Here is an 11,346-nt window from a genome sequence, read left to right as displayed (position 1 = left end):
TTCGCGATGATCGAGAAGATGCGTCAGGTAGCCACGTCGGCAGAGCGGGACACCAAACGAGCCCGACGTAATCGCACTCGCCGTGCCCACCTGAGCAGCATCGCCACACCACCGAACACGCAGAGCCCGCCCGAGCATGATCCAGGCACCGACGACGTGTCGGTTCCGATCTTCGACGACATCGAAGAATGGTGAATCGATGAACAACGACGCCCGCAGCGCTCTCGAAGGCGACGATAACGACCGTAGCGACGACGACATCGACGTCGATCGCGCGGACCTCACCCACCTGCGAATTTCGGTCAGATCCATCGCGATTCTGCCTGCTGCACAACGCATCAGGCACATTCGGGCCGAACGGTGGATCGGGTATCCGCGTGCACAGTCGGTCATCGAGCACCTCGAGACGCTGCTGGGGTGGCCGGATCGACAACGAATGCCGAACATGCTTCTGATCGGACCGACGAACAACGGCAAGTCGATGATCGTTGAGAAGTTCCGCCGTGCACACCCCACTGTCAGCTTGCCCGATCGCGAGCAGATACCGGTGTTGTGCATGCAGATGCCTCCGGACCCGGCACCCGCACGGTTCTACCTGGCGATGCTTGCTGCCCTCGGAACGCCGATCCGGCCACGGAGCCGAGTCCACGAACTCGAACAGCAAGCGATCACGCTGCTGCGAGCGACCGGGGTTCGGATGCTGATCATCGACGAGCTCCACAACGTCCTCGCCGGCCGCGACAACGTCCGCCGCGAATTCTTGAACGTGCTGCGGTTCCTGGGCAACGAACTACGCATTCCTCTCGTCGCTGTCGGAACCCGCGACGCCTACCTCGCCATCCGGACCGATCCCCAGCTGGAGAACCGATTCCACCCCATGACTTTGCCGGTCTGGACCAACACTGCCGACACCAGATCACTGCTGGCCAGCTTCACCACGAGCTTCCCTCTCCGTAAACCCTCGCACCTGACATCACCGGAGATGACCGACTACCTCCTCACTCGCTCCGAGGGCACCATCGGTGAACTGACAACGCTGCTCACTGCCGCAGCAGTGACCGCCGTCGACAGCGGAGAGGAAGCGATCACCTCATCGGTGCTCACGCGCACTCCGTACCTCGGTCCCACCGAGCGACGCCGCCAGTTCGAGCGCCACCTCGCGTGAACGCGCGGCTCGCGGCGATGCCCGATGATGCGTACGTTCGCCCGTGGCCGCTGCATCCGCAGCCACTGCCAGGTGAGGCCCTCTCGTCCTGGTTGGCCCGGATATGCGAGCTGTATCCGCACATCAGGCCCTCTGACCTGCTTGCAGACCTCGATATCGATTGTGCTGTCGAGGATCTCGACCGCTACACACCGGAGCCGATCCTCGCCGAGCTGGCCGGTCGCGGCGTAGTCCCGGTAGAGAGGGTGCGGATGATGACGTTGGCGGGGTGGACACCGTGGCTGCTCGACAGCACCGACCCCGCCGACTGCGACTTCGACACCTACGTCCACCAGTTCTCGGTCCTGCTACCAGCCGACCTCGCGAGGCAGGATCGACGACGTCGCACACCTACGAGCAAGGCATGGTTGCCGTGGGCGAGCACTCCGCGCAGTCGGGCATGCCCGGCATGTGTCGACAGCCTCGAATCCACTGCTGATATCAACATGACTCTGCTGCATCAATATCCGGTGCTGAGCAGCTGCCTCGACCACCGTTGTCGACTCGAACCCTGCTCTGCTTTCCCTGGTCATGCAATTTTCTGGGATCAGGTCCGGTTCGGTTCGGACGAACGGGTCTCGCCCGTTCCGGTTCCCTCAGCGGTCACGGACCTCGATCGGCGCAGCACCGAGGCTCTGACAACGGGATGGGTGGAACTCGGCCCAGGCCGGGTGCACGCCGCAGTGTGGTTCCGGCTTCTGCGCACCGTCGTCGACGAAGTGTCCACACCACTGGTTCGCACCGGACGGTGGGCGACGAGACTCGTTGCGATCTGGAAGGCCGCCGGTCGTTCTCGCCCGCTCCGGACCGCGTGGGTTCCGTTCGAGGACCTGCACTGGGACGAGCAGGCGACAGTCCTCGAGGCCGCAGCGATCGGCATCGCGATGGTCGAGAGCGGTGAGATCGACGCCGGCGGTGCACACGCATCTCTGCTGCGCCCACGACCCTACGAGCCGGTCGATCCCGGGACAGCTCCGACGCGCTCGTCCTATCCCGCACCCGAGCGCGATTTATGGGCCGACGCGCACGCTGCGGCCGAGGCCGCCATCGCGGCAGCGCGCGTCGATCCCGCATCCGCCAGGTCGCTGTACAACTTCCTACGCTGGGGGTGCAGCACCGCAGCGGAGCTGGATGAGACGGTGCAACTGTTCCTCGACCACGGGATCCCGCTGCAACATCCGCCGACATAGCTATCGCCCGATGGAGCGGGGTTGTCCGCGACGATGCATACGCGGCGTCAGCCGAGAAGCCAGTTGTCGCGCGGGGGCCGTAGTCACCAACTTTAAATGTGCGGTGACCGACGAGAATTTTCCTTCCCGCACCATAATCGCGAAAAGGCCTGCTCAGCGTGTTTTCGGCTCGAGAAGTCTGTCGGAGGTGCTCGCTACAGTGCTTGTCATGGCAGAACGGCAGCTCGGTGAGGTCGGGGACGCGGATTCACTCGTCTCGGTGGGTGGTGTGGCAGTGTTCCCGGACCTACCGGTCGAGGTCGCCGCTCGGATAGAACAGTCGATCGCAGCTTCTCGTTCGGCCGGAACACGCCGTGCCTATGCCTCGGCGTGGAGTCGATTCGAGAACTGGTGCATCGTCCTCGGGCACCAGGCTTTGCCGGCGCATCCCGCAACGGTGGCGGCGTACCTCGTCGGCGCCGCCGATACGCTCACCGTCGACGGGACGCGGGCGTATGCGCCGTCGACGTTCGACAAATGGATCGCGGCGGTCGCGGACCGCCACCGCGCTACCGGCCACGACAACCCGTGCGGGCACGAGATGGTCCGCGCCACTCTCTCGGGTATCCGGCGGGATTACGCGTCTGCGGGGGAGCGGCCCCGCAGACCCCGTGCCCCGCTCCTCACCGCTGACATCACTACGATCGTCGACCACGCCCGACGCACTGCAGCGGGCTGGGCGTCGGAGGTCCTCGAACGCCGCGACACCGCGCTACTGCTGATGGGCTACACCGGCGCATTCCGCCGCAGCGAACTCGTGGCGCTCGAATGCCGCGATGTCCACCGCGACCGCCTCGACGGCGCGCACGTACGTATCCGCAAATCGAAGACCGACCAGGACGGCACCGGAACCGTGAAAGCACTCCCGTTCACCGACCGCCACGAGTCATGTCCGGTCTGCGCGTGGGTGCGATGGCTGCAGATCGTCGCAGCGTTCGACACCGGCGGCAGAGTTGCTGTCATCCGAATACTTTCCCGCGCAGTGGAATTCGACTCCCATATCTGCCGCGGCACCCTTCCTGTAGTCGAGAAACGGTCCCCTCTGTTTCGGTCCGTCCGCAAGAACGGCAACCTCTCCGACACAGCCCTGTCCGGAGCCGCGGTGCACGCGGCGATCCGCCGCCGCGCTACTCGAGCTGGATACGGCCCCGACACCGTCGCCCAGCTCGGCGGGCATTCCCTCCGTTCCGGCTTCGTCACGCAGGCCTTCCGCAACGGTGCCGACGCGCATGCGATCATGCGCCAAACCGGGCACACCACACCCGCAATGGTCGAAACATACGCTCACGAGAATGCGCCACTGGTCGGCAACGCCGTCACCGAGCTCGGCCTATGACCAGGCAAGTAGGCGGAATTGCGTCCGATGCAACTGCGTTACACCGCATAAGCTGATGCGACCTGGACGTTGACCGCGGTGTCATCCTATCCGTTGCCGGCCCTCCGTCTCGCCTGACCTGCGGCGACGGCAGTCAGACTAGACTTGATTCAACATTGTTGTGTTTAATGCAACGCATGGGCGAGACTGAGATTCCGGGTGCGGCGCATCTGGTGTTGACCGACGGGGTAGTGCATCTCGAGCCCGAACAGGCAGTGTTCGAAGCGATGCTGGCGGGGTGGGAACGTCAGCAACGAACGCGGTTTCTCAGTGACGAGGGGACGATCGCGCCGCGTTTGTCGCTGGTGCGTCGGATGGCCGAGTTCACCAATTCGTATCCGTGGCAATGGGAACCGGCGGACGGTGAAGATTTCATCGTGCATCTGCGGTCCTCGGTCCGGCGTAAGCCGATCGTGGTGTCGACCGCCCGGTCGTACGAGATGTCGATTTGCTTGTTCATGGAGTACGTCACCGACAGCCGCTACGGTTGGCCTGCGCAGTGCTGGGATCGGTTTTCGGTTGTGCCGCAACAGGTTTTTCACGAGGGAAACACGATCGCGCATGCTGCAGATTTCGAGGGCGGACCGGGGAGGCGGCCGCTGACCTACGACGAAGTGCAGACCTTGTTCGATGCCGCGGACGGCCGCGTCGAGCAGATCCGCAAGCTGGGCCGCAAAGGTTCGTTGACAGCGTTACGCGACGCCGCCCTGCTCAAGACCGTCTACGCCTACGGACTGCGCCGTCGAGAGGCCCGCGGGTTAGATCTCTCCGACCGACGCCGCGCACCGAAAGCAGCGCAGTACGGCCAGTACGGTGCTTGGTTCGTGCGGTGGGGGAAGGCATCGAAGGGAAGCCCGCCGAAGCGGCGCACCGTGTTGACGGTTCCGGAGATGGATTGGATCGTCGATGTGCTCGACCACTGGGTCGAGGAGGTTCGGCCATTGATGAAGCCGGGCGCGCTGACCGCGCTCTGGGTCAGCGAGCGCGCCGGTCGAATGTCACTGCGCAGCATCAACGATGCCTTCGAGCAAGTGCGTCAGGCGGCGGGGTTGCCGGTCGAACTCGACCTGCACTGTCTGCGGCATTCGTACGTCACGCATCTGGTGGAGTTCGACTACCCAGAACGGTTCGTCTCCGAACAGGTCGGTCACCGATACGCCTCGACGACCGCGATCTATACCGGTGTATCCGACGAGTACCGAACCCGACTAATACGCCGAGCGCTGCAGAGCCGCGACACTTTATGGAAGGGAGCGCCATGATCAAGAAGATGGGCTACCGCTGGAACCTGCGACGCCTGATGGCCGACCATGAGATGTTCCAGACCACCGAGCTGGGCCCGCTGCTCGCCGAGCGCGGGATTCACCTCTCCCGCGAACAGGTCTACCGGCTCGTCACCGCACCGCCGCAACGGTTATCGATGGACACCCTCGCCGCGTTGTGCGACATCCTCGGGTGCACACCGAACGACCTCATCGAGATCGACGTCGTCAACACTGCTATCAAGAAGACGAGCAACGGCAGTACGGGTGAGCACCCAGCCCCGCCACGGGCACGACGCACCACCATCCGCCGACCAGAGACGACATGAGCCGACGGCCGGGAGTCGAGCCACGCCAGATCGTGCTCGAGCGAGCCGCCCATCACGTCAGAGACAGTGTTCCTGACCTCAGTCTCTGCGCCGCAATGGAATTCGTTGCCGAAGCGGTAGTCGACTCAACACTGAGACCGTTGGAAGCGCACCTTGCGCGGCATCCCGATGCGCTGACGTCGGGATCATCGAACACCCCAGTGGCAGTGCAGCGACTGGCCGCGCTACTCGTCGCGGCCGGACACACCACGGTCACGATTCCCAGTTGCCTACGATGCAAGGCCCCAAAGATCCTGCACCACATAGTCGACGGAGGTCGTGTCTGCGACAACTGCCGACGATATTTCCACTGCGCGCCGTGCAGTCGCTGCGGCAAGGATCGGTCGATCGCCAAACGCGACGACCACGGCAGACCACTGTGCAGCTCATGCGTCCCCCGCAAGAGGGGGCCATGCGGACAATGTGGGCGAGTGTTGGCGATCAAGGCGCGGCGGAGCGACGGCGCCGCATTGTGTCCGAATTGCTACCGCACTCCGCACTGCACCTGCATCCGGTGCGGGGAGGACGCGCCCACATACGCCCACACCGACGACGGCCCGATCTGCAAAAGCTGCTACACCCGGCCCAAGCGCCGCTGCGGTGGGTGCGGCGAAGTCAGGGGAATCGACCGCACCGCCCGAGGCACCGAACCTGATCTCTGCAACCGCTGCCTCACCCGACCACGACACCCATGCGTGATCTGCGGTGCGGCGCATCCAGCACATCCGGATGCCCAACAACCGGTATGTCTTCGCTGCCGCGACGACGGCCATGTCCTCGAACCCCAGCTCACCGAATCCCCGACACGAGTACGCCGGCGACAACACGAAACCGCCCACGACGCACTCGAGGCAAAGCTCCGCATCGTCCTCAGTCACCCGGAACACGGCATTGCCGAGCAACTCGTTCCGTTAGTTGCCGTCTTCGCCCACGTCCCCAATCCGTCTTCGACGATGCGCTGGCTTCATCGACGCGCCGGCGGTGCGAAGTTGCTTCACGAGCTCGCTCAACGAGCCCACCACGAGTCCCTGAGCCATGAACTGCTCGACCAGTGCCCGCCGAGCTATGCTTTGCACCGACTGCGTGATCTGCTCGTCCACGCGGGAATTCTCGCGGAGCGCGACGAGTTGCTCGAGCGAATCGAACAGTGGCTCGAGCATGCCCTCGGTGAACGGCCCGCTCATCACATCGCACTCGTGCGACCATTCGCCACCTGGCACGTTCTGCGGCGTGCTCGCCGACGATCCAACCGACGGCCCGTCACGGTCAGCGCTGCCACTTACGTTCGGAGCCAAATCGCAATCAGTCTCGAATTCCTGACCTGGCTCGATGAACGCGGCAAGACACTGCCCACGACCGATCAAGCCGACATCGATGTTTGGCTCGACGGTGGCAGCGAATACCGTTACTTCGTAACCACATTCATAGAATGGTCGAAAGGAAGGAAGCTATGCTCCGACCTGACGGTGCCCCAAAGGCCGAGCGCCGGCCCGTCGAACTTGCTCACCGAAGAAGACCGGTGGGACATGCTCGACAGGTGTCTTCACGACGACGAACTGCCTCTCGACGTCCGAGTCACGGGTGCGCTCGTCCTGCTTTACGGCCGCACAACCACCAGCATCGCTACGCTGACCTGTGGCCGCATCGACGTCGTCGACCAGGAGACCTACCTGCGTTTCGACGAAGGCCCCGCCTTGGTGCCACCTGCACTGGCCGCACTCCTGACCACCCTGCGAGACAACAGAGTCGGTCGCGAAACCTTCTACCAGACCGAACTCGCAACCCGATTTCTGTTTCCGGGAAGGTCCCCGGGCAGGCCAATGGCGTCTGCTGTCCTCGCACGCAAACTCCGCCACCACGGGATCGAACCGCTTCCTGCCCGCCACTCGGCTCGCTCGGCCTGGGCCCGCGACATCCCTGCCCCGATCGCCGCTGACCTACTCGGCGTCAACATATCTACAGCCACCAAATGGTCCAGTCGAACACGACGAGACTGGGCCGACTACCTGCTCGCTCGTTCCGAAGAGCAACAAGACGAATCATGAACGCCAAGCTGAAACAGTGAATGTGCACTTACACAACACATTCAAGGTCCTACCATCGAGCATTTCGACCAGGTTCGATCCGGGCATCGGGTCTCGACTACCTGTCCCAGTTTTCGGATACACCGACGAGTGGGCAGGTTACGTCGCCGGTGGCCCCCAAATGGGGTTGCGTCTACGATTCGGCGCTTGGGTAGGAAGCGACTGCTTCGACCTCGAACAGGATGTCGGGCATGGCCAAACCCGACACACCGATTACGGTCTGTGTCGGTGGCAGCTCCCCGCAGCTGTCATGGACAACACTTCCGATGATTCCGAGCTTCTCGAAATCCGGGCCGACGACGTAGGTTCTGAGTTGGACGATGTTGCTGTGGTCGAGCCCGTGCGAAGCCAGGGCCACGCCGAGGTTGGCGAATGCTTGTTTCACTTGGCCGGCGAAGTCGGCAGAGACGACCATGCCGTCCTTTCCGGATCCGTACTGACCGGAGACGAACACTAGGCCAGTACCGGCTGGCACTGCCGCAGTGTGACTGTAGCCGTAGGGAATTGGGTCGTGGAGCTCACTGGGGTTGATGACTGAGTGGGACATGGGTGTCACCCTTCTTGTTCGCCGAGCGCCGGCGGGTTGCCGGAAGTTTCGTGGGTATCGACTTGGAGGACGTACGCCAACTGGGAGATGACTACGTCGCGGTAATTCGTTGCAGGAAGAGGCAGGTGGCCGAGTACCGTTGGGTACAGCACGCCGACGATGTTTGCCACTGCGACTTCGACGATGGACTCGACATCGAAGCGCGGGTCGAATTGACCGCTCTCCACTCCTCGACGAACAGCGTCCGCGAAGGGTTCTCGGTACTGGGTCGCCAATGCTGTGGCGTGCTGCCGGAGTTCGGTGTCGTGGGCGGCTGCCGTCCAGAATTCCATGAGCATCCGCCAGGTCGGAACATCCGTTGCAAGGCCACGGTCCACCATCGCCACCAGTTGTTTCCATGGGTCATCGAATTGCGCCGTGAATTCGCGCATGGCTTCAACGGCAACGGAAGTGGCGCGTTGGAAAGCTTCGATCAACATGTCCTCGCGAGATCCGAAGTAGCCCTGCAAGGTGCTTACTGCGATACCGGAGGCCTCGGAGATATCTGCGTACCTGGTGCCGCCGTATCCGCGGACCGCCATAGTCGATATCACCTGATCGAGCACGAGGAGACGCTTGGGGCCACCTGCTCGTCGGTTGCGCACTGCGGCCTCGCTCATAGCCATACCGTATCACAATACGGTATGGCTAACCGGTTCAACATCCGCCTTCGATCACGTCCACCGCCGCAAACGAGCCTCCGATTGACGTGACGGTGCGAATGGACGGGCTCGTACGGAACGGTTTCGCGCCCGCTGGCAGACGGCGGGCAGATCTGAAGATGCTTGGGCTACGGGGGCGTCCACCTCGGCTCGACGTCACCAAGGCTGGGCGAGCGGTGCCTAAACTGTTGTAACAGCCAAACCGGGGAGGAAGTGTCACCGTTTCCGAACACTGCAACTTTGAATATCGACACTCCGCCAGTCACCCGACCGAACCAGTGAGCGGCGACGGGACGACAGGGGTAGATGCTGACCACGACGACCGCCCTTGTCCGATACGTGCATCGGACATCACGAACACGTCGATACCGAGGCGGGATCGGCACACGTGGTCACTGTTCGAGGACTGGTGCACCGCCCATGGCGAACCCCCATTGGCGGCCTCTCCTGAGTCACTTGCTCGGTTCCTGTATGCGCACCCCGCCGCGCCGACGACCCAACGCCGCCGGATCGCGGTGATCGACTCCGCTCATCATCGGCATCTATTACCTCCTCCAGGGCGCGCTGAGACCGTCCGGGCTGCGCTGGATGGGGCCCGCACGTCGCGCCTGCAGGAGGTGGCAGCCGTGATCGGCGGAATCATCGCCCGACTCCCCGAATACGGTTGGCCGTCAGCGTTGTTCGCGCGCAGAGACGCGCTGATCCTCATGCTCGCTACGACAGGTCTGCCGTACACGCAGATCGCGGCCCTGCGGGCATGCGATGTCACCGCCGATGCGGGTCTCGACGCCCTTCGCATCGAGACAGGCCGCGGCGTTCATACCCTCACCTCCCTCGCGCTGGCGGGGACGGGCATTTCTCCGCGCACGGTGTACCAGCGCTGGTGTGAGGTGCTCGGCCATCAGGCCCGGTATCCGAGCACCCGAATGCTCGCCGACGCTTTCGATGCCGTGGACGGCACCGGGCTCGGCGGATACGACCGGTATTTCGACCCGGCCGGTCAACATCCGCTGTCGACTGCGATCGACCGGTGGGGCCACACCCCGTTGGCTGCGACTCCGCTGACCGCCCGCGCGGTAGCGGGCATCGTGCGAATGCACTGGGACGGAAGGGCACCCACCCACCTGCAGCCCACTGCGCGGTCACAACAGCCGGAGCAGAGCACTGCACCGGATCCAGTACCGCGGGTCGTGCTCGACCCCGGCTACTACGAACGCGGAACGCTTGCGCGTAGACACGCCCACGGTCTTCTCGATGACCTGGACTCTGTCCTGGCCGATGTCGAAACCCGCGCGGACAGCCTGTTGGAAGCACTCGTCGACTTTCTCGCATCGGAGACCACACGCGTGCCGACCGACACCGTCGAGTGACTAGTGGTTGGTACTCCGGTTTGCACACACTCTTCTTCTCATGGCACGGAGGCGGCGACGTCTCCGTCATCTCCGAGACGAAGATCGATCAGGTTGCGGACGAACGGAGGCATCGATCTCGACCCCGTTCTGCGGGGTCTACGTCGAAACCGGGTCGTCTGAGAGTCGGGGATTTCGGAAATCTTTCGGAGAGCGTCCGGTCCAGCGTTTGAAGGCGTGAGAGAAGTTGGCGAGGTCGCTGTATCCGAGTTCGGTAGCGATCTCGCTGACCGAAACCGATCGGTCGAGGAGCCGTAGCATCGCGCGCTCGTACAGCAGCGAGTGGCGCACCTTGCTATAGGTGGTTCCTTCTTCGGCAAGCCGCCGTTTCAACGTGCTACTCGACATCGACAATGCTTGTGCAACATCATGGTTGGTTCGCTGTCCGAGGTCCTTTTCCAACTGTTGCCTCACCTTCTCGGCGGATGACATGGACCCACTCCGCTGGGCGAGTGTTCGCTGCAGATCAGCGATAGCGAGACGATATGCGAGGGGGTCCGAGAAGCGACAAGCCTTGTTGAGGGTCTCCTCGGGTACGTGGACGAAGGAAATCGGAGCGTCGAAGAACCGGCGATTCGCCCCCGGACCTTCGTCGTGGCTCACCTCGGCCGGCTCCGGCCAGCTCAGATGGAGTGTCACCGGCGATATGTCACCGGCGAGCATGTCCAGCAGTCGTAGTAACGCCGACCCACCGTAGGTGATGACCAAGCAGTCCAGTGCGGAATCGCCTGTGTGCGCAGTGAGCCCGACGATCAGACCGTAGTCGCCGGTGTGGAACTGCGACTTCAACGCCGTGGAGATCAATGGTAGGTATGTCAGGAGGTCGACGATCTCGGCGACCGAACCAGCGCTGATCAAAGGTGAACTCAGAGGCCCGAACGATGTCAACTGGGCCTGCTCGGCAAACGCAAATCCGAGTCGAGTGGCCTGGGCGATATCGAGTTCGGGATAGACCTCCCGAAACCACCGTATCGGTGCCTGAACGTCATGCTGAATGAGCGTCGCTTCACTGGTTCCTTCGCGGTGCATGATCACACGAAGCCGCGCGGCGGCGTCAGGGTCGAGTGCGCGGCGTTCGAGCAACTGAACGAACGCAAGCGGTGGCACGCCCTCGTCGCTCAGCTTCACGGTGACCCCTTTGACCCGAATTCACAAGTTTATGACTCC

At 63.2% G+C, this 11,346-nt stretch carries 12 protein-coding genes and 1 pseudogene; 8 read left to right on the top strand and 5 right to left on the bottom strand.

Features of this window, described 5'->3' with window-relative positions:
• The 6 genes and pseudogenes from CH285_RS28105 to CH285_RS25385 form a co-directional block, all read left to right on the top strand.
• Nucleotides 1–195 (top strand): annotated as a pseudogene (locus CH285_RS28105) (Mu transposase C-terminal domain-containing protein); the annotation flags it as partial.
• Nucleotides 196–199: 4 nt separating this feature from the next.
• A complete protein-coding gene (locus tag CH285_RS25405; RefSeq protein ID WP_231893887.1) occupies nucleotides 200–1,165 on the top strand; it encodes a TniB family NTP-binding protein in 966 nt (321 codons plus the stop codon).
• Nucleotides 1,162–2,394, top strand: coding sequence for a TniQ family protein (locus tag CH285_RS25400; protein ID WP_231893886.1), 1,233 nt, complete (start codon nucleotides 1,162–1,164; stop codon nucleotides 2,392–2,394). The genes CH285_RS25405 and CH285_RS25400 overlap by 4 nt, the downstream gene beginning before the upstream one ends.
• A 208-nt stretch (nucleotides 2,395–2,602) precedes the next feature.
• Nucleotides 2,603–3,769, top strand: a complete 1,167-nt coding sequence (locus CH285_RS25395) for a site-specific integrase (protein ID WP_024793402.1) — start codon at nucleotides 2,603–2,605, stop codon at nucleotides 3,767–3,769.
• Between the two features lie 176 nt (nucleotides 3,770–3,945).
• A complete protein-coding gene (locus CH285_RS25390) occupies nucleotides 3,946–5,070 on the top strand; it encodes a tyrosine-type recombinase/integrase (protein ID WP_006898169.1) in 1,125 nt (374 codons plus the stop codon).
• Entirely contained in the window at nucleotides 5,067–5,399 is a 333-nt protein-coding gene (locus tag CH285_RS25385) for a helix-turn-helix domain-containing protein (RefSeq protein WP_006898170.1), read from the top strand. Before CH285_RS25390 ends, CH285_RS25385 begins: the two co-directional genes overlap by 4 nt.
• 425 nt (nucleotides 5,400–5,824) lie before the next feature.
• Here CH285_RS25385 and CH285_RS27615 read toward each other — a convergent pair whose 3' ends face one another.
• Both CH285_RS27615 and CH285_RS27610 read right to left on the bottom strand, forming a co-directional pair.
• The gene (locus CH285_RS27615) at nucleotides 5,825–6,316 is read right to left on the bottom strand and encodes a hypothetical protein (protein ID WP_141214939.1); all 492 of its coding nucleotides are present in this window, start codon (nucleotides 6,314–6,316) and stop codon (nucleotides 5,825–5,827) included.
• A 33-nt stretch (nucleotides 6,317–6,349) separates the two neighbouring features.
• A complete protein-coding gene (locus CH285_RS27610; RefSeq protein WP_141214938.1) occupies nucleotides 6,350–6,622 on the bottom strand; it encodes a hypothetical protein in 273 nt (90 codons plus the stop codon).
• Between the two features lie 282 nt (nucleotides 6,623–6,904).
• Here CH285_RS27610 and CH285_RS27605 point away from each other — a divergent pair, with 282 nt between their 5' ends.
• Nucleotides 6,905–7,483: a hypothetical protein gene (locus tag CH285_RS27605; RefSeq protein WP_141214937.1), complete on the top strand. Its 579-nt coding sequence runs from the start codon at nucleotides 6,905–6,907 to the stop codon at nucleotides 7,481–7,483.
• 172 nt (nucleotides 7,484–7,655) lie between these two features.
• On the opposite strand, the gene CH285_RS25375 is transcribed toward CH285_RS27605, so the two are convergent.
• Together CH285_RS25375 and CH285_RS25370 are read right to left on the bottom strand one after the other, a co-directional pair.
• The gene (locus CH285_RS25375; RefSeq protein WP_006898173.1) at nucleotides 7,656–8,069 is read right to left on the bottom strand and encodes a RidA family protein; all 414 of its coding nucleotides are present in this window, start codon (nucleotides 8,067–8,069) and stop codon (nucleotides 7,656–7,658) included.
• A 5-nt stretch (nucleotides 8,070–8,074) separates the two neighbouring features.
• Entirely contained in the window at nucleotides 8,075–8,728 is a 654-nt protein-coding gene (locus CH285_RS25370) for a TetR/AcrR family transcriptional regulator (RefSeq protein WP_255032467.1), read from the bottom strand.
• A gap of 659 nt (nucleotides 8,729–9,387) precedes the next feature.
• Here CH285_RS25370 and CH285_RS25365 point away from each other — a divergent pair.
• Nucleotides 9,388–10,140, top strand: a complete 753-nt coding sequence (locus tag CH285_RS25365; RefSeq protein WP_255032466.1) for a recombinase — start codon at nucleotides 9,388–9,390, stop codon at nucleotides 10,138–10,140.
• 138 nt (nucleotides 10,141–10,278) lie between these two features.
• Here CH285_RS25365 and CH285_RS25360 read toward each other — a convergent pair whose 3' ends face one another.
• On the bottom strand, nucleotides 10,279–11,307 hold the full coding sequence (locus CH285_RS25360; protein ID WP_052068872.1) for a helix-turn-helix domain-containing protein: 1,029 nt from the start codon (nucleotides 11,305–11,307) through the stop codon (nucleotides 10,279–10,281).
• Nucleotides 11,308–11,346 lie beyond the last annotated feature (39 nt).

Source organism: Rhodococcus sp. 05-2256-B1, from assembly GCF_002258465.1.
Lineage (GTDB): Bacteria > Actinomycetota > Actinomycetes > Mycobacteriales > Mycobacteriaceae > Rhodococcoides > Rhodococcoides fascians.
This window is presented reverse-complemented; position numbering and strand designations above follow the sequence as displayed.

Bases quoted from the DNA above. Each gene is read 5' to 3' on its own strand.
- CH285_RS25370 (WP_255032467.1), bottom strand. From the start codon at position 8,728: ATGAGCGAGGCCGCAGTGCGCAACCGACGAGCAGGTGGCCCCAAGCGT.
- CH285_RS27610 (WP_141214938.1), bottom strand. From the start codon at position 6,622: ATGAGCGGGCCGTTCACCGAGGGCATGCTCGAGCCACTGTTCGATTCG.
- CH285_RS25375 (WP_006898173.1), bottom strand. From the start codon at position 8,069: ATGTCCCACTCAGTCATCAACCCCAGTGAGCTCCACGACCCAATTCCC.
- CH285_RS25395 (WP_024793402.1), top strand. From the start codon at position 2,603: ATGGCAGAACGGCAGCTCGGTGAGGTCGGGGACGCGGATTCACTCGTC.
- CH285_RS25390 (WP_006898169.1), top strand. From the start codon at position 3,946: ATGGGCGAGACTGAGATTCCGGGTGCGGCGCATCTGGTGTTGACCGAC.
- CH285_RS25405 (WP_231893887.1), top strand. From the start codon at position 200: ATGAACAACGACGCCCGCAGCGCTCTCGAAGGCGACGATAACGACCGT.
- CH285_RS25385 (WP_006898170.1), top strand. From the start codon at position 5,067: ATGATCAAGAAGATGGGCTACCGCTGGAACCTGCGACGCCTGATGGCC.